This window comes from Runella limosa DSM 17973, from assembly GCF_000482465.1.
GTDB lineage: Bacteria > Bacteroidota > Bacteroidia > Cytophagales > Spirosomataceae > Runella > Runella limosa.
In genome coordinates, this window is record NZ_AXVJ01000040.1 from 111,491 (window position 1) to 135,434 (window position 23,944).

Here is a 23,944-nt window from a genome sequence, read left to right on the forward strand (position 1 = left end):
AAACTCTTGCGTCTAATTGCAGAAGCTACTACTTTTGCACCACCAAAATCGGAAACGATAACGGTCAAACTCTCGAATAGCTCAGTCGGTTAGAGCATCTGACTGTTAATCAGAGGGTCGCTGGTTCGAGCCCAGCTTCGAGAGCCTCAAAAAAAAGCACTTAGCAGAAATGTTAAGTGCTTTTTTTTGCTACTTGCAGTCCAAGTTGCTCCACAACTTTTGCTCTTGATCCTATTTCACCGCCGTGAAACCAATTAATGGCGGATGAGTCATAAATTCGTACCAGTAATCCGACGAGGCTTGTGACGGGTCTAAAAAAGGACCTTGCCATTGAAAATCTCGAAAACCTGCCTTGGCAAAGGCACGTTCGTAGGTGTGTGGATGAAAATAGAAATTATTGAAGCTGAACTCCGTCCCGTCTAAATTGAACATTCGGTACCTGACAAAATCGCCTTCGTTTCGTTGACTGGTCGATTCTTTGACAAAACCGTACTTGCGATAATTGGGATAATGATGGAGTTGGTTATGAGGATTGTCATTAAAACCTACAAATCGGCCAGAAGGTGGGAGGTGTTCGTACACTACTTGGCAAAACCGCTGTAAGTCATCGGCCGATTGCGCGTAATTCAGCAAATACATGCCCACCACCGCGTCAAATTGCCGTCCAAGGTTCATCGTGAGTGCATCCTGCACCAAATAGTCGCAGCCCAAAGGCTCTTTGGCTTCTGCTTCTTGTGCAAGTTCAATCATCCGAGTCGATACATCCACGCCCAAAATAGTGGCAGCCCCACGTTTTTTAAGCTTGCGGGTGTAGATGCCCTCTCCACAAGCTACGTCAAGAATATTCAGCCCTGTCGCTTCTCCAAGCAGTTGGTGAAGGGTATATTCTTCAATGTATTTTCGGAAATCTAATTGCTTCGAATCACGGTATTCGTTGGCAATATTGTCGTAAGAATTTGAGTCCATATCGTTGGTTTTCAGAAAAATACGACAATATTTTCTTTCTTTACAAAAGCTACCCTACATTTTCATCGCCAAGCGCTCAATCGCATCCAGCAATGTCGTCAAATCAGCATCAGTCGTCAGTGGATTCATCAACGAAACCCGCAAATACAATTTATCGCGAAGCGTTGTTTGAACAATATAAAAAGCTCCTTCTTCCAGTAATTTTTGGCGAATGGCGGCATTCAACGTTTGGATTTGCTCCGCTGTGCGCCCTTCTCCCACAAACCGAAAACACACGATGTTGCTTTCGGGCGCTAAGGCCAATTCAAAACCTTTCCGTTCGTTTACGATTTGCGCAAAACGAATGGAAAGGTCGTGTAATGTCTCTACATTTTCGGTAAAAATCTCCTCTCCGTAGGTTTTAAGAATGGCGTATATTTTTACACTCATCATCAGTTTCGTACACTCAAAAGTCCGCTTGCCTGAGTTAAACCATTCTTGCGAGCCTTGATTTGCCCACAAATACTGCGCTTTTTGGTGAAATGTCTGAAACGAATCTTGGTTTCTTTTAAAAAGCAAAGCCGTTGCCAAGGCGGGTGTTAATAACATTTTGTGCCAATCAATCACCACCGAATCCGCTCGCTCGATGCCCTTTACCAATGGTTTATAGCGTTCAGAAAAAACCACTGCCCCGCCGTGTGCTCCGTCCACATGAAACCATAATTGGTGTTTTTTACAAAAATCGGCAATGGCTACTAAGTCGTCGTAAGCGCCTGTTGAGGTCGAGCAAGCACTTCCAACGACCGCAATCACTTTTCGACCACTTTGAACCGCTTTTTGGTAATAATCTTCCAACAACTCTGTTCGCATCTGAAAACGTGCGTTGGTCGGGATTTTAATAATGCCATCACTCCCCATCCCCATGGTTCTTGCCGCGCGGTCGATGCAGTAATGTGCTTCTTCTGACACCAATACCGCCAAAGGTTGTTCGTGGCCATTTTCCCACACCTCTGTCTGGGTAGCGCGAGCGGTGAGCAGCGCGGTGAGGTTCGCCAACGTCCCTCCCGAAGTCAATAGCCCGCTGGCCTCCGCCCCAAACCCGATTTTTTGAGTCAACAATTCGCTCAAAATGCGCTCAAGGGGGTTGGACACCAGTCCCATTTCATAGACTGCCATGCCGTTGTTCAACAAGCTAGTCAGCATTCCCGCCATGGCTGCCATCGGCAACGGCGGCGACACTTGGTGCCCCATGTACCGTGGATGGTGTAGGTGCGTCGATTTTTTAATGACTTCGTCAAAAAAATCGGCCGCATCGCCCACTCCGTTTTCAAAGTTTTCTTGCCAAAAAAGCAGGCTATCTTCGGGGGCTTGATAGGGAATGACGGTTTCGACTTCTTGGCTTTGCACTGCCGCTAAATAGTCGGCCAGTTGATCAACTAATTGATGAGCTTCTTTTCGGAAATGCTCGGAAGAATACGCCTCTTGTAAACGCATTTGGGGAATAGGCTATCACGCAGAGTTGCTAAGACGCAAAGAAATCAGGGTGAGTAATAGCTTTGCACAGTTCTCTGTCGCGGTGAATTATGATTGTATTGAGTAAATTAACAAATTTTCAAATTGAATGAATGCATTAAAATATAGAGTAGCTATTGATTGCTCCAGAGGAGCTAAATCTTAGTAGGAAAATGAATCAAATCCCCCACAAAGCCCCATCTGGGCGGTCGACATTCGGTGAAAGATGTCACCCCGATGGGGCTTTTGAATTGCTTTTACCCCCTTTTTTCTACTAAGATTTAGCCTCGCTGAGGCTACTTTTTTTAATAAGTTTAACCTGTCTTTCTACTAAGATGTTGCTCCTCTGGAGCAATATCTTAGTAGCTTGTCTTTTAATGTGCTCATTAAATTTTCTATAAATCTTCAATTCGGAATAAATGAAAAGGTAATAGATACGGGTCAAGTTCGATGTAGTTATACTCCCCTTTCCAAACGTACTTGGAACCCGTTAGCAAATCGTGGACAATGAAATCTTCCCAACCTGCTTTCCCAATTTTATGCAACGGAATCCGCACAGTGTTGCCTCGACGGTTGTACCCGTCCAAATTCACCACGCACAAAATACGATTGCCATCGCGGTGCGTTTTGAGATAGGCCAAAAGTTGGTCGTCATTGATGTCACAAAACGTAATGTTATTGGTTTGTTGTAAAGCCGCATTCTCTTTTCGGGCGCGGTTTACTTGCGTTATGACGTAAGTAAGTTTGTTGGTATGGTTCCAATCCCAGTGTTTGATTTCGTATTTTTCGGAGTTCCAGTATTCTTCTTTTCCTGGAAAAGCCTCATGTACCATAAATTCATAGGTAGGGCCAAAAATTCCGTAGTTCGACGACAACGTCGCGGCCATAAAATAGCGAATCAAGAAATTTGGCTCATGTCCCGACTGCAACAACGGCGGGTTGATGTCGTGGGTATTAGGCCAGAAATTGGGGCGGAAATAGTGTTTCATTTCCGTTTGCGTTAGCTCGGTCATGTACGCTACTAACTCCTCCTTCGACGTTCGCCAAGTGTAGTACGTATAAGACTGATTATAACCACCTTTAGCCAACCGTTGCATTACTTTCGGACGCGTAAACGCTTCAGCCAAAAATATCATATCAGGATATTTTTTCTTGGTTTCGGCAATTACCCAATCCCAAAACGCAAACGCTTTTGTGTGGGGATTATCCACCCGAATAATACGCACGCCCCACTCAGCCCACACAAAAATAATGCGACGAAGCTCCAACCATAAGCTTTCCCAAGCTTCCGTTTCGAAATTGATGGGATAAATATCTTGGTATTTTTTTGGTGGATTTTCGGCATATTGAATCGTTCCGTCAGGGCGAATCTTAAACCATTCGGGATGATTTTTGGCCCAAGGGTGGTCGGGTGAACACTGAATCGCTAAGTCCATCGCAATCTCCATTCCGTGGGCTTTGCAGGCCGCAACCAAGGCTTTAAAATCATCGAGTGTTCCCAAGTCAGGATGAATCGCGTCGTGACCACCCAATTCAGAACCAATGCCGTACGGAACCCCTGGTTCACCAGGCTGGCACAACACATTATTATTTTTTCCCTTCCGAAACTGCATCCCAATCGGGTGAATGGGCGGCAAATAAAGTACATCAAATCCCATGCGTTCGATGCGGGGTAGCAAATCTATCACATCTCGGAAAGTTCCGTGCTGCCCTGGCTCTTTAGCAGCCGAACGCGGAAACATCGAATACCACGTTGAAAAGCCTGCTCTCGGACGGTCAACCCATAGGCTCAGTTCTTTATAACGAGCCACATTTTCACGATATGCGTACTTTTCTATCCATTCGGCCATTTGTTCGCCGATGGCCAACAGCACCGCTTCGTTATAGCGCTTTTCGTCTCTAAATGCCTTTATAGCCTCCTGAATCGCTTTTTTATCTTCTTTTGAAGCATTTTTTAACGTCTTTTCCAGCAAACTCGCCCCCACCAACAGTTCACTATTGACGTGCTGCGCATCGCGAATTTTGAGGGTAATTTCGTGTTCCCACGACGCGAGATGATCTACCCACGCTTCGATGGTATAAAGATAATCTCCTTCTTTTTCGACGGTAAATTGCCCTTCCCAGCGGTCGTTATTAACAAACCGCATGGGTACTTCAGACCATTTTTTTTCGGATTGATGTTTAAAACAGAGGCGGGCGGCGGTTTTATCGTGTCCATCACAAAAGATGTCCGCTTCTACCTGAATCACTTCGTTGGGAACAGCTTTGATATAAAACTGTCCTCCGTCTAGCTCAGGGGTTACTTTTTCAATGATAACGCGGTTTTTTCCAGCAATTTCGGCAAGATTCATCATAGGTTTATTTGGTTTTACGCCCTAAACCTAAAAAAATACCCCGACGTGAACAAGCGTCGGGGTAGGGATTTATTATTTCTTGGCTTAAAAACCAATCCGTTGTCGTTCGGCGGGAACTTGCGTACGTTCGCGCAGCAAATCTATGACGATTCTTCCTGCTAATTTTTCTTTTAATAGCTGATTTTCAAGGCGTAGCTTTTCGTTCTCCATCTGAAGTTTTTCAAGCTCTAACTGTTGAATTTGGGAAGTAATAGCATCATCTTCACCCATTAAACGCCCCAATGAAGTCGAAAATACCTGGGCAATACTTTGGAGCCGCGAAAGGGTCAAATCGGTTTTACCTCGTTCAATATCTCCGTAGGCTGTGGTAGAGATACCGAGCATATCGGCCACATTTTCTTGCGAAAAGCCTTTTTCGAGGCGAAGGAGTCGGATTTTTTCAGCAATCGTTTTCATCATGCTATAAAAACGACGAAAGCTTCGCGAAGGTTCGCAAAGCTTTCATTTGTTGTACTCGTTTGTTGCGGCGAAAATTATTTCGCAGCTGAAGTATCAGCAGCAGTAGTATCAACAGCAGCAGTAGTATCAACAGCAGCAGTAGTGTCAACTGCAGCAGCAGCTGTAGTGTCAGTAGTAGCAGCTTCTTCAGTTTTACCGCCACAAGCTGCTAGAGTCATCATACCAGCAACAAATAAGAATGCAAATGCCTTTTTCATTTTTTGTGATGTTTTTAAGGTTTCCGTTACAAAGGTAAATACATTTTTAATATTTGCAATGGTTTCCTTAAAAAAAAATTAAAAAATTATTAAAGTTCAAATTAATTCTTTGAAAAATACAATTTTTTAACATTTTCCCTTTCTAGGGCGAGTAAAAAAGAGGTAAAAGTCGCTAGTAATTTTCCTTAACTTTTTGATTATGTGCTGGTTTAGCTAGTTTCATTTTTATTGTTTCCTCAAAAATTTTTCACTGATTAATCTCAAAGAAACAACTTTACTTTTTGATTCAACTGGGGTTTTACGTATAATTGCTACCATTCATTTCCCATTTTTCTCAACCTTTTTCAACCTCAATGAAAAATCTCTTTTACCTTTTTACACTCGTTGTACTATTTGCTTCCTGTCAAAAACGGGCGTACGTCACTTTCATTCCTGCTCCTACTTTTGAGTACCACTCTAGCCCACAAAAGGGGCAAGTACACGCTCATACCCCTGAAATAACGGCTGAAGCACTTGCTTCTGTACCGCAGGAAGATAATGCTCCAGCCATCCCCGAAGAAAGCGCTTCTACTGAAATAGCAGCTGCTTCAACAGAGCTTGCTTCTACCACAAACACCACCTTTCAGCCTAAAAAAGTATCATTAAAACAACGCATAGCCCAACGAGTGGTAGAACGTAAACTCACGAAAATGGGCGTTTTAAAGCATACACAACCCAAAGCCGCCAAAACCGACGGAGTATCAGTTGCCTCATTTCTAGCCGCCATTCTTGGCATCGTAGGTTTATTTGCCACGGGTTGGCTCTTTTTAATTGGAATGGTCGCTGCCATTGTCCTCGGCTTTATTGGTCTCAGCCGCGTTCGTCATAGCAACGGGCAACTCAGCGGAAGAGGCTGGGCCATTGCTGGGCTTGTTCTAGGTTTTATCGAACTTTTGTTATTAATCCTTGGCGTCTTGTTTGTTGCGGCTTTGATTAGCGGCTTTGGCGCTTAATTGTATTTTTTTATGAAAAGAACCTTGGTCATAGGTGACATACACGGTGGTTTGCGTGCGTTACAGCAAGTAATGCAACGGGCTACTGTCACGACCGAGGATACGCTCATTTTTTTGGGCGATTATGTCGATGGCTGGAGCGAATCGGCCCAAGTCATTGATTTTTTGATGAAGCTTTCGTCAAAACAACCCTGTATTTTTATCAAAGGAAACCACGATTTATGGTGTGAGGGCTGGCTTGAAATGGGCCTTGCCCCGCACCACTGGTTGCTGCACGGCGGAAGTAGCACGGCCAAAAGTTATCAACGCTACAACATTGAGGCCAAGCTGGCTCATTTGGCTTTTTTTAGTCAAATGAAATATTACTACATTGATTCTCAAAACCGTTTGTTTGTACACGGCGGCTTTACGTCGGTTTACGGCCCCGAACAAGAAGAGGATGAAACCATTTGTTGCTGGGATCGTACCTTGTGGGAAACGGCAGTTAGTATGGATAAAAACCTGTCTTCAACGCTTTACCCTAAGCGTTTTAAGCGCTTCAAAGAAATTTTTATTGGCCACACGCCAACCCTCAATTACAACACTGATTTGCCCATGCACCGTGCCAACATTTGGAATATCGATACAGGCGCTGCTTTTCACGGAAAACTCACATTAATGGATGCTACCACCAAAGAATATTGGCAAAGTGACATCCTCCAAACCCTCTACCCTGGCGAAGAAGGAAGGGGGAAGAAGTGAGTTTTTAAGTTTACTGTTTGGGGTTTGGGGTTTACTGTTTGAGGTTTGGAGTTTACTGTTTGAGGTTTGGAGGTTTACTGTTTGGGGTTTGAAGGTTTCATTTTTGGAAAACAGAAAACCCGAAACAAGAAACCCAAAACAGGAAACAAAAAACCCGAAACCCGAAACAGAAAACCCAAAACAGAAAAACTAACGCATCAACTCTCGAAGAACATCCAGTGATTTGATTTCTCCTAACCCTTCCAGGTGGACTTTGTAGAAAAAAATGAGTGCGTCCAGCAATTTGCTGCGTTGAAGACGGTCTAAATGGACTCGGGCTTCGTAAGGCAAATGTATAAACACTTGTACGGCCTCTCGCATTTCGGATTCGAGGGTATATGGATATAAATTCTCCACCAGTTGCTCCTCAATTTCCTTCACCGTTTCGGGACCAAAACCTAGAAAAAACGCAAATTTTGCCAAAAATTGAAGGTGAAAATTTTCGTATCCCGCCGTCGTTTCTTCCAAATAAGTGATGGATTCGCTAAGAAATTCAAACAAAGGACTATTAGTTTCTTCCTCTCTGAGTGTTTTAACCAAAAGTTCGGTGATAAAAAGCGCAATGCTCGATTTTACAAAATCAAACGGGAGACTTTTAAAAGGCAAACTGCATTTAATTTCGGATAGACGATGGATGGTTTGTTCTTTACTCTTGTGGTACACCACTAAGTCGAGCAAGGTCAGTGGCTGAAACAACGCAATTCGGTTGGTTTTGGACTTGGCCGACCTTACGCCGTTCACGATATAGCTCTGAATACCAAACTCTTCCGTGTAGATTTTGGCAATAATCGACGTTTCGCGATAACGAAGGAAATTAAGTGCTATGCCACGGGTTTTGTGAATCATAAGGGAGATACTGACGAATAGTGGGGCGTGAGTCGTAGGAATTTCAGTAATTTGCCGACCAAATTAGATGTCAAGTTTATGGAAAAATTGCTAGTAATTAAAATAGGCGGCAACGTCATTGATAATCCTGAAGCCCTCGACCGCTTTCTATCGTCGTTTGCGGGCTTACCTCAACACAAAATATTGATCCACGGTGGCGGCAAAATCGCGACCCAAGTGGCCGAAAAGTTAGGCATCGAAACCTTGATGGTCGATGGCCGACGCATTACCGACGAAGCCATGCTGAACGTCGTCACGATGGTCTATGGAGGTTTGGTAAACAAAACCATCGTTGGAAAACTCCAACAAAAAGACAGCAATGCCATTGGGCTCACGGGTGCCGATGCGGCCGTTATCAAGGCCCGCAAACGCCCCGTAAAAGAAATCGACTACGGGTTTGTGGGCGATGTCGAAGCAGTGAATAGCGACCAACTTTCCGCCTTTCTCCGTGGTGGTCTTGTGCCTATCATTGCCCCTTTGACCTTCGACCCTGCTTCGGGAAGCATGCTCAATACCAACGCCGATACCATGGCTTCGTCGGTGGCAGTAGCCTTGGCGGCCCAGTTTGAAGTAAACTTGGTGTATTGTTTTGAGAAAAAAGGCGTCTTGTCTGACCCCACCAACGATGACGCAGTCATTCCTCAAATTGCCCCAAGTGCCTACCAAGCTTACAAAGCCGAAGGGGTAATCAATAAAGGAATGATTCCCAAACTTGACAATGCCTTTGCCGCACTCCAAAATGGCGTCGCCAAAGTAACCATTTGTCATGCCGACCAGCTTGCTACCGCCGTCAATAATGGCACTGCAGGCACCCAACTCATCAACGAATAAAAAGTAAATATTTCTAACAACCATACTATTTTTTTATGACTGCCGAACAAAATCTCGCAAAACTTGGAATCACTTTACCACCTCCGCCAGCCAAAGGAGGGGTTTACACACCTGTCGTTGTCACAGGAAATTTAGCTTATATCTCTGGACACATCTCCTTGGAACTTGACGGTAGTCTGATTGCGGGAAAAGTAGGCAGAGACTTAACCGCCGACGAAGCCAAAGAAGCTGCTCGTAAAACAGGCTATTTACTTCTTTCGACGCTTCGTTCGCAGTTTGGTAGCCTCGATAAAATCAACAAAGTAGTAAAAATATTGGGCATGATTAACGCCATTCCTGAGTTTGAACAACACGCTTACGTCATGAACGGTTGCAGCGAACTGTTCGCTGAAATCTGGGGAGATGAGCGCGGCGTAGGGGCACGTAGTGCAGTAGGCATGGGTTCATTGCCGCGCATGGCTGCCATCGAAATTGAAGTGATTTTCGAGTTAGCCGATTAACAGCGTGAGCGAGGTTGCTCACAACCGAGCTGTGTTCGGGCTGTGTTCGAGGTTGCTTACAACCGAGCCGTGTCAGGGCTGTGTTCGAGGTTGCTCACAACCAAGCTGTGTCAGGGGTTGCTCACAACCCCGCCCGCCGAGTATGAGTCTCTGGGATGAGGTGTTAGACCCCTCCTTCGTCGGGGTGACAAAATGCAGCGGGGTGACAAAATGCGGCGCAATGACAAAAATGGGAAACTCCCCAAACAAAAAGCCCTCCGAAAGTTTTGATGCTTTCGGAGGGCTTTTTGTTTGTCTCAAACGGTAGGTTGTGAGCAACCTACTTCATATATGTTCACTACAGCTCTGCGACGTTGAATCGTACTTGAATACCACCAGAAGTAACCGAGCGGCGATATGAGTTAAGTACATAAGGATTGTTGAACGTACGGTCGAAATAAAACTGTAAGCTCCACAATTTGCTCACTGTATAATTCAACTGCGGGCGCAACTGGAAGTTATAATTCCCTTGCGTAGCCGTCGGAGGCTCTTCAAAACGACGCTGAATCGCCCGGGTATCTCTGATGGTAAAGCTACAGCGGAACTGCAAGTCATTTTTCAACTTCTTAAACTCACCATTGATACGGAACGGAATTCGTACGTTGTTGCGCGTGAAACCAATCGTTGCCGTTATGTCACGGTTAAACAACTCTGCCATTTGAGAGTTCGACAAATTGAGCGCCACGTTGCGGTCTTGGTTGTAGCTAAACTGCATGTCAATCTTATTCTGCGTACGGGCACGAATCCCAATCAAAGGCGAAAATTTCTCTGATAGTGAAATCGTACTCATCACAAACACAGGGATGGCTTGGCCATTATCTCCTGGCAATATCGCCAACGGATAGTTCATCACGGCAAGGTTGACATACATCGACTGATAGTCAAGCGATGAAGTAAAGTTCCCCACGCTATAAGTCGATTGATAGCTATGCTCCAAGGTAAATGAGCTAAATATCTTTTTGAAAGCACCCAGCTGCGACAACCCGTTGTAGTCCACCCGCCAGTTCGGCATTGGGAAGCCAAGGAATGGATTGGTACGCACTTTCGAGGGGTCTTTCTTCGGATCTTTACCGTTGTAAGCCGCAAAAAACGCCGCAATCAATACATCTTGTGAATTATTATTGTACTTGCCCAACGTAGCATTGGGATTCTCACCCAGGCGTTTTTCGGTCAAAATCTTCACAAAATCTTCGCGGTAGGCTTTGAAGCGGTCGAAAATAGGCGACGTATTATCGTCATTAATTTTGGCAAAAGCCGTTCGGAACGACATAAATGACATTTGGAAATTACCGTTACGAATCGGGCTTTGGACTTCGTAAGGCCCGCCTAGAGTAGATGGTCGATAAAACTCTCGATAGTCATCCCCTCGCGTTAAGGTCGCCGAAATCTGAACCCTAAAATCTTTGAACGGCTCCAAGCGAGTGTTCATTCGGAACGTCCGATTGAGCGTCTGCATAAACGGTAAGTTGAGCATCGTACTTTTGGTCAACCAACCTTCATCGGCAGCTTCTCGGTGGAAATTGCGGTCTTGGCTTCCCAATACAAAAGGTAATCCAGGGGCATTCATGGCCGCATCTAACCCAAATCGATTAGGATCATCGGGTAAAAACCCTGGCAAAGTCGTCGTCTCTTGGCGCGAATAATCCACATCAATACCACGCACGGTCATCAACAAGCGAGTGATGTTTTTCAGCAATTTGCTAGGTTCTCGGTTGATGTCTTCGTCATCCCCTGGGCTACGCGCAAAGTTTTTCCGTTTGGGCGACGGTGTATTGGCAAAACGTAAGTAACGGAGTTTGTTGTACAACATCACAAAATCGACTTTACCCCGAATACTTCGGTCTAGGCTATTCCGAATAGTATTTCCATAGAATATACCATCCGTATCGCTGATTCCGAGTGAATTGGCTTGGTATTGGTAGCCAATGTTGTGGCTATAATCTGCCGTCATCCAGTCGAGCAACGGGATTTTATCCAACGGCAAGCGGTACGTTAGCCGTAGTTTTTGGTCAAAGTTTTTAGTCCGACCAAATCGGCGCAAGTTGTTCCAAATTGAATCTTGCTTTGCTCGCGTGTCAATGTCACCCTGAGGCTCATCCACCACGGCATTGGCCAAAGCACTGTAAGACAACATGATGCTTTTGGTCAAATTCCACGACACGTCGTACGAACGATTGAACAAGAAATATTTTTCGTACAACGGAGACTGGCCCAACGAAGTCAAATCACTTGTTCGGTACAGCGTACGAACAAAACTGCGATCGGCATCAAAACGCACTGCCACCTGCGTTGGCAACAACGAAAGGTTGAACTCTTTTAGCAACTCTAAATAAGGACGTTCGAGGCTTTTTACAGTCTTAAACGGCGCCCAAGGTTTTTGCGGAAAACTGTATTGGTACACGATACCTCCACGGTATTGGCGTTGGGTATAATCGGCCAACAAGCTACTACGACGCGTTTGTTCATTGAAAGCATACGTAAACGAGAAGTTTTCAATGTCCCAAAGATGCCGTTTGGCATTCGGCCCTACTTTTGTCTTTCGCACGTTTGAGAAGTTGATACCCCGTCGTTCCATTTTTTCAACTGCCGAATTTTCTAGCTGCATCCTTCGGGCATCATTCTCGGCATAATTGGCCAACGAAGTTGCAAGGGGCGTATCAGGGTCGTAAGGATTAAAATGGGGACGCACTTCACGCAGGTCGTAGTTGACATATACAGGAATTTTGAAGCCCCATTGTTGTGGTAAAAACTTATCCAACGCCAACGCCGACGACAAGCTAAACTCCGTGGTATTGTCACGAGAGCGATCGGCGAGTTTTTGTTGAACCCCACCAAAACCAAAAGTTGTCCATTTTCCAGCTAGTTGGATAGTCCCTAAGTCCGCCAATTTAATATCAGCCCTAGCGATAGCTGCCGTTCCCGATTGGTTTTCAAATCCTTGCACGTGCAATTCATTCACCCAAATACAGAAACTCTTGGCTTCTTGGTCATCCGAACGCGGATTTCGTAAACCAATCATGGTCACCATGATATTACTCAAATCGGGCCGTCCCACCACCGTAATTCGATAAATTCGTCCTAAAGCATCGGTTTTGGTAATGCTATAAGGTACAGTCAACGAAGGTGCTGTTTGTCTATCACGCTCTTGTTTGGCCTCAATGAGCCATTTCATTTCGATATCAATCTCGTTTTGCTCAGGCCATACTTGCTCTGGAATATCGATATTGGGGCGGGTAGCCTGCAATTTGGTTACTTCTACTTCATAATAATGCTCCGTCACATCCGTTCCCAAACGCAAGAAGGCCGACACCTGTCCATCTTCATTTTTGTCGTTGTGCATGTGAACAAACATTTTCAAACGCTCACGGAAAAGCATGTTTTGGCTTGTCACGTTTTTGAACGCTGCACGAGAATCGCCATCACGAAGGTTGGTCACGCACAAGCTCATGGCTTGCTCATTCAACGGACGCTGATTCGGCGTTGTATAATCCACGTCGCGCTGCCATCCTGGAGGTACGGCATAGATTTGCTTCTCTGTCGTTGAACCTGGCACCACTTTTGAGCTGTTTTCTTCAGCACTTACTGTCGCAATTTTAAACTGCGCGTCATACGGTTCGGGTACTTCTTGTAGTCCTTTGGCATTGAGATCTCCCGTATATTTACGGTACTGAGTAGCTACCATTTGGAGCTGCGCAAAACGAAGTACCACAGGCTCTTCCCAATCAGTCATATACAAGCGGATAAATCGAATGGATTTAAAACCGTTCATATTGCCCACTTTGCGCGTAAACTCCCTCACAGGGATTCGGAACAAGTACCAGTTCACATTGTCTCCTGCCCCATTAGAGGCGGTTACTTTGTCCACAATGTAGGGCTTACCCACATCCAACTGATCAGATTTAAGATCAATTTCATACTCGTAATAAGCCTCTTGGTCATTGATGGTATTGTCGGTATTGAGGTCTTCTCCGTCGGGCAAGTTAGTGGCCGCTTCTGTGATTGCGTTGGTACGTTCAAACTCAGGAGTGTTGTTTTCTGTACCCATGTAGTTTTTATACCGCTCTACAATTTTCGCGTTGGCACTATCGGCCTTGGCACTAAAGTAAAACTCAAAGTCGTCACCCGATGGGTCAGCAACTATTTTCTGTTTTGCTTCAGTTTTTAAGTCTTTCGGAAGATTTTGAATATAATCATTAAAGAAAGTTCGCTCTTCAGCATTATTTAAACCATCTAAGCCAATGTCTTGCTTTTCGCGCGCGCCAGGCTGGTTGGTAAAGGCATTAATGATAAACTGTTGCTTGGTACTATATCCCCAAGCCGTTTTAGCAACGTTGACGCTATCTTTTTTAGGGTCAGTTGGAAGGCCATTTTCATAGTCATAACGACCATTTTTCATGACGTCCTCCGAAATTTCTCCTAAGTTGAAAAAAAGTTTGCCTCCCTTCACATTATTCTTGTTGACGAATCCATCTTTCACAATCCCATTTGTACCTTTTTTGAATGGATCCATCATCCAAAATTCCAAGATTTCGACGTTGGCATTGTCAAAGTCCACGTCAGATCCAATGGCACGGGTAATAGCCCCAAAGTTTTTACGGGGATTGCGCAAGCGCCCGTCAGGGTCAAGGTCTGGGTTATAGTTGTACTGCCCACGTTCGCTTGGGAAGTAAGCCACGTCAAGAATATTTTCTGGCAAATTCACTAAGTACAAGCCTCGTCCTGTGAAGATTTCTTGCGGTGTAAACAAGCGCTCATAAACGTTGTTAAAATCTTCTTGAACAATATTTGGGCGTTGGGCCAGGCCAATCTGGGCATTGGGAGAAAACGAAATATCAATGGAATAAGCAGAAATTTTTGCCCGATTGTACCCGTATTCCAATGGATTAGACAATGTCCCTTGCGGGAAGTTTTGCGGCGTAGCACCCATCCGCCAACGCGTAGGCTGACGAGTAAGGTCGTACTGAGTCCGTGCCGATTCAAAGTCATCGACCACAATACGGTTTCGTACTTGTGGGTGCAAGCCTGCAAATGACTGTGCGACCTCGCCCTGAAACTGAATACTCGACATTTCTTTGGTCTGAATCAACGGAAGTTTATCCAGTAATTTTGTCAAGAACGGCGCGTCTTTGCGGTAGGTAAAATCAAACCCAACGATGCTGTTACTTACTGGGTCGTTACCCAAAGCAGCACGCGTCAAAAACCCTGCGGGCGTTTCGCGTAGGCGCATGGCCGTCATCCCCACTTGCACGTGGCGATTGATGGTATAATTGAGGCGAGTTCCTAATAAGGTACGAATTTGGTTTTGGAACAAATCGGGCTGTTCGTAACAGACTTCAATATCACGACCCGAATTAATCACACTTTCGTTCATAATCCGCACTGCCGACTGTCCTTCGACCATGTAATCAACGCCTGGGGTAAGCTGAACGCCACCCGCCCGTACAATCACCGATTTTTCGGATACGCCAAACGGCAAAGGTACCGTTGCCCCTCCCATCGAACCTTGGTACGAGCCTTTCAAGAAATACTTGTTTTTTTCCGTAATCTGCTGTGCATCAATCTGGGTAGAGCGATACAACTCGTTGAAAACGTACTTATTGGCAAGTACTTCATCACCCGTAAATTGCTTGGCTAAATTTGACCCAAATGGCTCCAATACGGGAAAAATAATCCGTCCGTAGCGGCTATCAACGGTTGTTCCATCAATGAAGTCAAAGTTTCCGTCGCCGATAGGCTTGCGGTTATTGTCCAAAACAGGGTCGTTGAGCGGATTCAATTTATCAAGCCCCATCACACGTAATAATGGAATATTGGCAATTGGGCCTTCCTGTAAGTTTGGAATGTCCATTCCAGTGATGTCATCTTTATAAATGACCCGAAGCTGAAAATTTTGTTTCCCTAACTGTGTGGTATTGAGCGAATAGATGTTTTTCATCATCAAATTCCACATCGGGTGATTGGTATTGTTACGAATCGTCGATGATTTAAGCAACTTCAACACCAATACTTCGTCTTCGGCACGGCTCTGATAATCTTCGGTCAGCTCCCCTACTTTATATTTTTGTCCGTTAAGGGTATATTCATAAGCAACGGCCAAAATTTCATCGTTCCGAAGTGGAGTCAAAAGCGACATATATCCCAACTCAGGATGAAATTTAAACTCCCGCTCACTCAAACGACGCGCCCCTCTCAACACATCATAATCATCTCCGCGACGAAGATTGTACGTTTGTTCCATGGCCGTACTTGTTTGATCGGCTTGGCGTACATTGATGTCGTTTCTAATTTTATCAAACAAACCGTTCGATTTGTTATCCAACGGGCGCGTTGCCGCAATCGGCTGAAAGTTCGGGTTGGTCGTATTAAATGGCTTCGGTTCTCCCAAATCCGACACCCCCACCAGGTTACGAAGGGTCTCTGTATTGTTGGTACGGTTGGTTACATATACTTCCAAACGCGTCACTGTCACTCCCGACATAATCATCGGCAAGTTACCCAACCAACGCTCGTAGTTTTCGCGGAAATATTGTCCCAAGAAAAAGTGGCGGTTTTCGTCGTAGGCATCTGCCCGAATCTCAAACTGACGATTTTGGGCTCCTCCCCGCAGCGTGATACACTGCTGACGAGAGCGTTGTTGCGAAGCCACGACCGTCGCAGTTAAACGTCCAAAACGAAGGTCAACTTTTGCTCCAAACAAGTTTTGTACCCCAGGAATTAGCTGAGACGGTATCTGCCAGTTGACATTCCCCGCCTGAATACCTTGAATAATACTTTCGTTTTCGGGAATATAATCAAGCGGGCCAGTTCCCATTTGACCGACACCCATTCCTTGTTGGTTTAAGCCATTCTGCACACCTTGTCCCAAGCCCGCCCCATTGGGCATGTTAGGGACATTGGGCAAGTTTTGGTTCACTTTCCCTGGACGATAATCAAGTTTCAGCTGATTTTCAAAATTAAAACTCGACTTGGTATCGAAGTTGGTCAACAAACCCAATTTATCGCCAATCTTTCCATTGAAGTTGACGTTGATTTGTTCGTTAAAAATAAAGTTAGTAGCCCGACGCTGCCTAATCGGAATAAGCGGGTTGTCGGTTTCTTGGTGCATGACTCCAAAATCCAATAACACAAAGCCGTTGGGTTTAAAGTCAATACCATTACTCCCAAAGATTCGATCGAACCCTGGAGGCAAGTCTAATTTAGGCAATAAGCCCTTGGCTCCCAACGCCCCTTTTCCATCTTGCTTCGATGAATAATCGCGCCAGAGGTAGTTAAAAACGCGGCGATCCTGCAACTTCTGAAAATCCTCGTAGGTCATACTCAAAGGATTACGGTAGTTGAGTGGCGGCGCTTTAGGATCACCTATGCGCTCATAGACCGACATTCGTCGGTTGGTGTCTAATCGAAACTCATTGGTGAGGCTTTTAGGCTCACGTAAAAAAAGTGAGGAACGAGGAGGAACATAATTGAAACGATTGCTTGGGCGATCGTCCCAACGAGAGTACAGCAATCGCCGACTTTGACGGTTCTCACGGCTAGTGTCTTGAACGGCCGTTCTCCGACTTTGGTTAGAAGTCTGAGCCTCAGCAGATTCGACACCCAGCCACAAGGCAGTTGACAAACTGGCGATAGCGTACGATTTAACAGAACTAAAATAGAATTTTTGTGTAATAATGCCCACGATGCTTCAACGGTCTTACGTACTCAAAAGCTTAACGGCCAAAACCTTGCCAATCGTCTTCGAGTAAACGGATATTTTTAAGAAAGCGGGCTAAAGATAGAGATAACTGTCGAAAAAAGTAAATTCCTGCTAAAATGCCCTAGTTTATAGAATGATTTTGGGTCAGTTTTTATTGTATTATTTTTCCCCAAACAAACATATCTTTGTGAAAGAAGGAAAGAACAATTTAATGATTTTTTTACATTAAAATAGCTTATATTTTAAAATATTTTTTTATACTTCATTTATTTTTCCGATTTTTACACACGTTTTTCGACGTTTCGCACTATTTTTATGCCATTGATCTGTTCCTATCACACATGAAATCATTGAATCGCAGACATTTTATTAAAACCACTTCAATGGCAGGCGCGGGAGTTTTAATGGCTCCCGCTGCTTTTGCGAACTCTTTCCCGACGGTTCGTGTACCAGCTGCCCAGCGTAAGTTCAACAGTTCTACGATTGAGGCTACCATCAGTCGCATGAAAAACGTCATCAAAGATCCCGAATTGGCTTGGCTCTTTGAGAACTGCTTTCCTAACACGCTCGACACCACCGTTCATCATAAAATAAAAGACGGCCGCCCCGACACGTTTGTGATTACGGGCGATATTCATGCCATGTGGCTACGCGACAGCACCGCTCAGGTGTGGCCGTACTTGCCGTTAATTAAGCAAGATGAATCGTTGAAAAAACTCATTGCGGGGGTAGTCAATCGCCAAACGGAGTGCATTTTGATTGATCCTTATGCCAATGCCTTCAACGACGGCCCTGGGCACAGCGAATGGCTCAAAGACCATACCGATATGAAGCCCGAGTTGCACGAACGTAAGTGGGAATTGGATTCGCTTTGTTATACAGTTCGGTTGGCGTATCACTATTGGAAAACCGCCCAAGACACGAGTATTTTTGACGACAAATGGCTCAAAGCCGCTCAACTTATCATTGCGACTTGCCGCGAACAACAACGCTTGAAAGGGCGCGGTAGTTATCGTTTTGGCCGAACGACGTCATGGTCAACCGACACTGTCCCTGGCAACGGATATGGCAATAATACCAAGCCTAATGGCCTAATTCATAGTATTTTTAGACCTTCTGACGACGCAACACAATACCCATTTTTGATTCCTTCCAATCTGTTTGCCGTCGTTTCTTTCCGCCAAATGGGCGAAATTGCTGAAACCGTTTATAAAAATGCTGCGTTTGCCCAAGAATGCCGTGCGTTTGCCAACGAAGTCGAACAGGCTATCAAAAAACACGCTATTATCAACCACCCAACCTTTGGGCCAATGTACGCGATGGAAGTGGATGGGTTTGGCAACTGCCTTTTCCAAGACGATGCCAACGTTCCCAACTTGCTCGGTTTGCCTTACTTGGGCGCAGTAAACGCCAATGACAAGATTTACCAAAATACACGTCGGTTTATATTGAGCGATTCCAACCCTTATTTCTTCCGTGGAAAAGCAGCCGAAGGCATCGGCAGTCCACACACGCTGGTGAATCAGATTTGGCCGATGAGTATTATCATGCGAGCCATGACCTCTACCAACGACCAAGAAATAGCTACCCAACTCCGTTTCTTAAAATCGACCCACGCAGGAACTGGCTTCATGCACGAGTCTTTCGATAAAGACGATGCCTCGAAGTTTACCCGTAAGTGGTTTGCGTGGGCCAACACACTTTTTGGGGAACTTCTCCTGAAAATTGAACGAGAGCGCCCGCATTTACTCAAAGCATAGTCCGCTCAATTTTAGCCATTTATGCACCCAATACCTAACTTATAAACACCCAATCTCTCAAGCCTCCTCTGGAGGCTTGGAGACTTTTATGCCCTATGAAAAAATCACTTTTCTCGCTTGGAATCGCGTTATTAAGCCTTACTGCTTCGGCCCAGCAGCATTCAGAGCAAAACCACAGCAAGTACATTGCTCCCTCTGACCCACAGGTAAAAACCAAACTAGCACAGTGGCAAAACGTAAAGTTTGGCTTACTCATGCACTGGGGTACGTACAGCCAGTGGGGCATCGTTGAGAGCTGGAGCTTATGTCCCGAAGACGAAGGATGGTGCGAGCGTCGTGGGCCGTACAAAGACAATTGGTACGAATACAAAAAAGCATACGAGCGCCTCCAATACACTTTTAATCCTACCCAATTTGCTCCTGAAAAATGGGCAACTGCCGCCAAAAATGCGGGGATGAAGTACGTGGTTTTTACCACCAAACACCACGACGGATTCTGTATGTTTGATTCTAAATACACGGATTATAAAATCACCAAATCACCGTTTTCTTCCAATCCTCGCAGCAACGTAGCCAAAGAAGTATTTGGGGCTTTTCGTAACGAAGGTTTTATGGTAGGTGCTTACTTCTCAAAACCCGATTGGCATACCGATGATTATTGGTGGTCGTATTTCCCACCTAAAGACCGCAACCCATCGTATCACCCTAAAAAGTATCCTCAGAAGTGGGAAAGCTTTAAGAAGTTTACCTACAACCAAATCGAAGAGTTGATGAGTGACTACGGAAAGGTTGATATTCTTTGGCTTGATGGCGGCTGGGTTCGTCCGTTTAGCACCATCGACACGACCATTTCTTGGCAAAAAACAATTCCCTTCGACCAAGACATTGACATGGCTAAAATTGCCAAACGTGGTCGTGAGTTGCAACCTGGGTTATTGGTCGTGGATAGAACCGTATCAGGTGAGTTTGAAAACTACGTAACGCCTGAGCATCAAATTCCTGACAGCTACATGCCTATTCCGTGGGAAACTTGTATGACGATGGGCGACTCTTGGAGCTATGTACCAAAGGAAAATTACAAATCAGCGCGAAAGTTAATTCACATTTTGGCGGATATTGTTTCAAAAAATGGCAATTTGCTACTCAATATCGCTCCTAGCCCCGAAGGCGATTTTGACGCCGAAGCCTACCAGCGTTTGGAAGAAATTGGCAAATGGATAAAAGTAAACGGTGAAGCGATTTACGAAACACGCGGCGACAATGTGGTTGGCAAGCAAGGTAAGTTTGTGTTTACGCACAAAGGAGATAATGTGACATACGCCATTTACTGCGCCGACGAAAAAGAAAGCTTTCCGCTGTCGTTTGACCTTGAAAAAATAAACTTGACCAAAACCTCTAAAATCAACCTTTTAGGGCTTCCTGATAATTTGAAATGGGTTCAAAAAGAGGGGAAAATTACAGTTCAAATTCCCCAAAAATTAGCCCAAAAAGTGCCTAATAACTACGCTTGGGTACTAAAGATCACGAAGTAAGTAAACAAGCAAATCCAAACCTTATAGGTTTTTGAAACCTATAAGGTTTAAAGGTTTAAACCCCAATCAACCTAAAAACCATGAGTACAAGAAGAAACTTTCTCCGTTGGTCAGCATTAAGTATGCCCCTTTTATCAATTGGAAAATTATTTGCTAAATCATCGCCAGCAGTCGTTACCAAACCCATCGTCGTTTCGACTTGGGACAGCGGCTTACCTGTGAATGCAGTCGCCTGGAAAGTCTTAAAACAGCCCAATAGCCGCGCTCTTGATGCGGTTGAAGCAGGCGCTCGTTCGATTGAAGATACCATCAATTGCTGCGTTGGCTTGGGAGGCAACCCCGACCGCGAAGGCAAAGTTACACTCGACGCCAGCATCATGGACGACAAGTTCAATTGCGGCTCGGTGATGGCATTGGAGCAAATCAAGCACCCAATTTCGGTAGCGCGCAAAGTGATGGAAACGACTCCTCACGTTCAGCTTGTAGGCGACGGAGCGCTTCAGTTTGCGCTTGAAAGTGGTTTTCAGAAAGAATCAGGAAAACTGTCGGCCGACGCCGAAAAGACCTACAAGCAGTGGCTTAAAAAATCGGAATATAAGCCTGTTATCAACATCGAACAGCAGCAGGGCAAAGGACAAAAAGCCAAAGCTGGACACGGGCCTTTTGCGCCTAATTTCTTCGACGATGGTAGCTTTAACCACGATACCATGGGGACGATTGCCATGGACGGCTCAGGCAACCTGTCGGGAGCCTGTACGACCAGCGGCATGGGTTTCAAAATGCGGGGCCGCGTGGGAGATTCGCCCATTATCGGAGCAGGACTTTATGTCGATAACGAAGTAGGAGCCGCTACGGGTTCTGGCCAGGGTGAAGAAGTACTTCGCGTGGCGGGGGCTTTTTTGATTGTCGAAATGATGCGTCAAGGCAAAAGCCCAGAAGAAGCGTGCAAAATTGCGGTAGATCGAATCGTCAAAATTAACCCTACTAAAGCCAAAGATTTTCAGGTAGGTTTTATCGCTATCAACAAACAAGGCGAATACGGAGCCTATTCTCTCCATCACGGCTTCAGCTATTCCGTTACCCTCGCTGACGATGGTGGCAAGGTGTTTATGGCCAAGAGCCATTTTCCAAAAGCGTAAAAACTTGGAAAGATGAGTAGCTACCGACAAATCTACTACCAGATTGTCTTTGGCACTAAATATCGCCGCCCGACGATTGCTGAAGCACATTGTGAGGAACTGTATAGATACATCTGGGGCATTATAAAAAACAATAAGTGTAAACTATACCGCATCAACGGCATAGAAGACCACATTCATATTTTTTGTGATTTGCACCCTTCGGTAGCACTCTCAGATTTTGTAAAAGACATCAAAGTCGCTAGTAGTATTTGGATGAAACAAAGTGGCCTTTTCCCTGATTTTGAAGCTTGGCAAGAAGGCTACGGAGCTTTTACTTATTCCATTCGTGAAAAAGACAAAATCATCAACTACGTCAAAAAGCAAAAGCAGCACCACAAAAAAGAAACGTTTTATGATGAATACAAACGACTTCTCATTGAGAACGCGATTGAATTCGATGAAAAATACTTGCTTTAAAATTAGTTCTTCCGACATCGGTGGGTTCTACCCACCGCCATGAACATTTAAGCCCGTTGGGCTACAAAAAAACCAATACAAAGAAAGCAAAGTATCAATGACCACTCCTCGCAAATGGACATTTAAGCCCGTTGGGCTACAAAAAAACCAATGCAAGAAAAGCCAAGTATCAATGACCACTCATTACGAATCGTCATTAAGCCCTCTTGAGCTACCAAAACCCCAACGGGGTTCAATTCGAGTAACTACGGGTAACACCCGTAGGATACAGCGTAATACGAGTATCTTACTCCTACTTGTCCTGTGCCTCACTGCTAGCTATGCCCAATACCAACCCAACTGGCAAAGCCTCGATAAACGCCCTACGCCCACGTGGTTTGAAGACGCTAAGTTTGGGATATTTATTCACTGGGGCGTCTTTTCCGTTCCTGCTTGGGCGACCAAATCCAATGCCGATGGTTTTGGGAGCGGCTACTCGGAATGGTACTGGCAACGGCTTTTTGCCCCTAATCTCAAAATTCATCCTGAGTTTGTGGAGTTTCACAAAAAAAACTACGGCAATCGAACGTACCAAGATTTTGTGCAGGACTTCAAGGCCGAACTATTTAACCCCGACGACTGGGCCAAGATGTTTGAGCAAGCAGGTGCTAAATACGTAGTACTCACCTCCAAACACCACGAAGGTTTTACGATGTGGCCTAGCCCGCAGTCGTGGAACTGGAACGCCGTCGATGTAGGCCCTCACCGTGATTTAGCGGGTGATTTGGCCAAGTCGGTCAAAGCCCGTAATCTTCGGATGGGGTATTATTACTCACTGTACGAGTGGTTTAACCCCGTGTATAAGTCGAACGTCAATCAGTACGTCGGCGAGCGCATGATTCCCCAAATGAAAGACCTTGTGTCGCGGTACCAACCCGATGTTTTGTGGACGGACGGCGAATGGGACCATCCTGCCAAAACGTGGAAAAGTGAAGAGTTTCTCGCGTGGCTGTACAACGACTCTCCCGTTAAAAACAGCATTGTCGTCAACGACCGCTGGGGCAATGATACCAAGAGTCAGCATGGTAGTTTCTATACTTCAGAATACGGACACGGTGGCGCCGACAACAAAGAAGTAACTGGCTTTGTACGCCCTTGGGAAGAATGCCGAGGCATGGGAGAATCGTTTGGATACAACCGTAATGAAAACTTAGACAGCTACCAAACAGGCGAGCAACTGGTACACCAACTCATTGACATTGTGGCCCATGGCGGAAATTTATTGCTCAATATCGGTCCTACCGCCGATGGCCGCATCCCCGTCATCATGCAAGAACGGCTCAATGAAATTGGCGGCTGGCTACGCGTAAACGGGGCTGCTATTTACGGAACACGGAAGTGGGAAAAAGCACCGCCGTACACCAAAGAGTCGCAGGTTTATTTTACCCAAAAAGGCAGCACATTGTACGCGATTGCTCGTTCGTGGCAAAATGAGATCGTAATTTCTAACGTTCCCAAACCAACCAAAGTAAACCTGCTTGGTTTCAAGGGGGAGGTAAAATTCAGCTACAAAAACAATGTTTTACGGATTATCGCCCCTTCTGTCAACCCTAGTACTATTCCGTGCCAATACGCTTGGACGTTTGAAGTAACGCCTTAGACATCCACCCTTCAAAAAGCGAACGGCCTTCTATGCTCTAAACGATAGAAGGCCGTTCGCTTTTTTCTTGTGCCTGATTTTTAGAATGGATTACTGAATTTAGGATCAGAGGCGATGCCCGTATCGGTTAGTGTTTTCATAAAAGCGACAAGTGCATTTTTTTGA

16 protein-coding genes and 1 tRNA gene are annotated in these 23,944 nt (G+C 45.2%); 10 read left to right on the forward strand and 7 right to left on the reverse strand.

The window, feature by feature from the left end:
* Positions 1-70: 70 nt before the first annotated feature.
* A tRNA-Asn gene (locus K339_RS0102175) sits at positions 71-144 on the forward strand.
* 87 nt (positions 145-231) lie between these two features.
* Here the strand turns inward: K339_RS0102175 and K339_RS0102180 are convergent.
* The 5 genes from K339_RS0102180 to K339_RS0102200 form a co-directional block, all read right to left on the reverse strand.
* Positions 232-966, reverse strand: a complete 735-nt coding sequence (locus tag K339_RS0102180) for a class I SAM-dependent methyltransferase (protein WP_028522139.1) — start codon at positions 964-966, stop codon at positions 232-234.
* Between the two features lie 54 nt (positions 967-1,020).
* Positions 1,021-2,439 carry a pyridoxal phosphate-dependent decarboxylase family protein gene (locus tag K339_RS0102185; RefSeq protein ID WP_037298997.1) on the reverse strand — a complete coding sequence of 473 codons (1,419 nt, stop codon included), beginning with the start codon at positions 2,437-2,439 and terminating at the stop codon, positions 1,021-1,023.
* A gap of 413 nt (positions 2,440-2,852) precedes the next feature.
* Positions 2,853-4,811: an alpha-1,4-glucan--maltose-1-phosphate maltosyltransferase gene (locus K339_RS0102190; RefSeq protein WP_028522141.1), complete on the reverse strand. Its 1,959-nt coding sequence runs from the start codon at positions 4,809-4,811 to the stop codon at positions 2,853-2,855.
* An 84-nt stretch (positions 4,812-4,895) separates the two neighbouring features.
* Positions 4,896-5,267, reverse strand: a complete 372-nt coding sequence (locus tag K339_RS0102195; RefSeq protein ID WP_028522142.1) for a helix-turn-helix domain-containing protein — start codon at positions 5,265-5,267, stop codon at positions 4,896-4,898.
* A 77-nt stretch (positions 5,268-5,344) separates the two neighbouring features.
* Positions 5,345-5,527 carry a hypothetical protein gene (locus tag K339_RS0102200; protein WP_028522143.1) on the reverse strand — a complete coding sequence of 61 codons (183 nt, stop codon included), beginning with the start codon at positions 5,525-5,527 and terminating at the stop codon, positions 5,345-5,347.
* A gap of 353 nt (positions 5,528-5,880) precedes the next feature.
* Here K339_RS0102200 and K339_RS36560 point away from each other — a divergent pair, with 353 nt between their 5' ends.
* Both K339_RS36560 and K339_RS0102210 read left to right on the forward strand, forming a co-directional pair.
* On the forward strand, positions 5,881-6,519 hold the full coding sequence (locus K339_RS36560; RefSeq protein WP_051397754.1) for a DUF4190 domain-containing protein: 639 nt from the start codon (positions 5,881-5,883) through the stop codon (positions 6,517-6,519).
* Between the two features lie 12 nt (positions 6,520-6,531).
* A complete protein-coding gene (locus K339_RS0102210; RefSeq protein ID WP_028522144.1) occupies positions 6,532-7,260 on the forward strand; it encodes a metallophosphoesterase family protein in 729 nt (242 codons plus the stop codon).
* A 189-nt stretch (positions 7,261-7,449) separates the two neighbouring features.
* On the opposite strand, the gene recO is transcribed toward K339_RS0102210, so the two are convergent.
* The gene (gene recO, locus K339_RS0102220) at positions 7,450-8,145 is read right to left on the reverse strand and encodes a DNA repair protein RecO (protein ID WP_028522145.1); all 696 of its coding nucleotides are present in this window, start codon (positions 8,143-8,145) and stop codon (positions 7,450-7,452) included.
* 78 nt (positions 8,146-8,223) lie between these two features.
* Between recO and argB the strand changes: the two genes are divergently transcribed.
* Positions 8,224-9,015 (forward strand): acetylglutamate kinase, encoded by a 792-nt coding sequence (argB, locus tag K339_RS0102225; RefSeq protein WP_028522146.1) that lies wholly within the window; start codon positions 8,224-8,226, stop codon positions 9,013-9,015.
* Between the two features lie 35 nt (positions 9,016-9,050).
* Positions 9,051-9,515, forward strand: coding sequence for a RidA family protein (locus K339_RS0102230; RefSeq protein WP_028522147.1), 465 nt, complete (start codon positions 9,051-9,053; stop codon positions 9,513-9,515).
* Positions 9,516-9,852: 337 nt separating this feature from the next.
* Here K339_RS0102230 and sov read toward each other — a convergent pair whose 3' ends face one another.
* Positions 9,853-17,232: a T9SS outer membrane translocon Sov/SprA gene (sov, locus tag K339_RS0102235; protein ID WP_028522148.1), complete on the reverse strand. Its 7,380-nt coding sequence runs from the start codon at positions 17,230-17,232 to the stop codon at positions 9,853-9,855.
* Positions 17,233-17,591: 359 nt separating this feature from the next.
* Between sov and K339_RS0102240 the strand changes: the two genes are divergently transcribed.
* The 5 genes from K339_RS0102240 to K339_RS0102260 all read left to right on the forward strand — a co-directional run bounded on the left by K339_RS0102240 (position 17,592) and on the right by K339_RS0102260 (position 23,779).
* Positions 17,592-19,010 (forward strand): glycoside hydrolase family 125 protein, encoded by a 1,419-nt coding sequence (locus tag K339_RS0102240; protein ID WP_028522149.1) that lies wholly within the window; start codon positions 17,592-17,594, stop codon positions 19,008-19,010.
* 95 nt (positions 19,011-19,105) lie between these two features.
* Positions 19,106-20,542, forward strand: a complete 1,437-nt coding sequence (locus K339_RS0102245; protein ID WP_028522150.1) for an alpha-L-fucosidase — start codon at positions 19,106-19,108, stop codon at positions 20,540-20,542.
* 80 nt (positions 20,543-20,622) lie between these two features.
* Positions 20,623-21,681 carry an isoaspartyl peptidase/L-asparaginase family protein gene (locus K339_RS0102250; RefSeq protein ID WP_028522151.1) on the forward strand — a complete coding sequence of 353 codons (1,059 nt, stop codon included), beginning with the start codon at positions 20,623-20,625 and terminating at the stop codon, positions 21,679-21,681.
* A gap of 12 nt (positions 21,682-21,693) precedes the next feature.
* The gene (gene tnpA / locus K339_RS0102255) at positions 21,694-22,140 is read left to right on the forward strand and encodes an IS200/IS605 family transposase (protein ID WP_028522152.1); all 447 of its coding nucleotides are present in this window, start codon (positions 21,694-21,696) and stop codon (positions 22,138-22,140) included.
* A gap of 97 nt (positions 22,141-22,237) precedes the next feature.
* Complete coding sequence (locus K339_RS0102260; protein ID WP_229598680.1) at positions 22,238-23,779, forward strand: alpha-L-fucosidase; 1,542 nt, start codon at positions 22,238-22,240, stop codon at positions 23,777-23,779.
* Positions 23,780-23,944 lie beyond the last annotated feature (165 nt).

What these genes read in the sequence shown, in the direction of transcription:
- K339_RS0102180 (WP_028522139.1), bottom strand. Translation starts at nt 966, where the DNA reads ATGGACTCAAATTCTTACGACAATATTGCCAACGAATACCGTGATTCG.
- K339_RS0102185 (WP_037298997.1), bottom strand. Translation starts at nt 2,439, where the DNA reads ATGCGTTTACAAGAGGCGTATTCTTCCGAGCATTTCCGAAAAGAAGCT.
- K339_RS0102190 (WP_028522141.1), bottom strand. Translation starts at nt 4,811, where the DNA reads ATGATGAATCTTGCCGAAATTGCTGGAAAAAACCGCGTTATCATTGAA.
- K339_RS0102195 (WP_028522142.1), bottom strand. Translation starts at nt 5,267, where the DNA reads ATGAAAACGATTGCTGAAAAAATCCGACTCCTTCGCCTCGAAAAAGGC.
- K339_RS0102200 (WP_028522143.1), bottom strand. Translation starts at nt 5,527, where the DNA reads ATGAAAAAGGCATTTGCATTCTTATTTGTTGCTGGTATGATGACTCTA.
- K339_RS36560 (WP_051397754.1), top strand. Translation starts at nt 5,881, where the DNA reads ATGAAAAATCTCTTTTACCTTTTTACACTCGTTGTACTATTTGCTTCC.
- K339_RS0102210 (WP_028522144.1), top strand. Translation starts at nt 6,532, where the DNA reads ATGAAAAGAACCTTGGTCATAGGTGACATACACGGTGGTTTGCGTGCG.
- recO (WP_028522145.1), bottom strand. Translation starts at nt 8,145, where the DNA reads ATGATTCACAAAACCCGTGGCATAGCACTTAATTTCCTTCGTTATCGC.
- argB (WP_028522146.1), top strand. Translation starts at nt 8,224, where the DNA reads ATGGAAAAATTGCTAGTAATTAAAATAGGCGGCAACGTCATTGATAAT.
- K339_RS0102230 (WP_028522147.1), top strand. Translation starts at nt 9,051, where the DNA reads ATGACTGCCGAACAAAATCTCGCAAAACTTGGAATCACTTTACCACCT.
- K339_RS0102240 (WP_028522149.1), top strand. Translation starts at nt 17,592, where the DNA reads ATGAAATCATTGAATCGCAGACATTTTATTAAAACCACTTCAATGGCA.
- K339_RS0102245 (WP_028522150.1), top strand. Translation starts at nt 19,106, where the DNA reads ATGAAAAAATCACTTTTCTCGCTTGGAATCGCGTTATTAAGCCTTACT.
- K339_RS0102250 (WP_028522151.1), top strand. Translation starts at nt 20,623, where the DNA reads ATGAGTACAAGAAGAAACTTTCTCCGTTGGTCAGCATTAAGTATGCCC.
- tnpA (WP_028522152.1), top strand. Translation starts at nt 21,694, where the DNA reads ATGAGTAGCTACCGACAAATCTACTACCAGATTGTCTTTGGCACTAAA.
- K339_RS0102260 (WP_229598680.1), top strand. Translation starts at nt 22,238, where the DNA reads ATGACCACTCCTCGCAAATGGACATTTAAGCCCGTTGGGCTACAAAAA.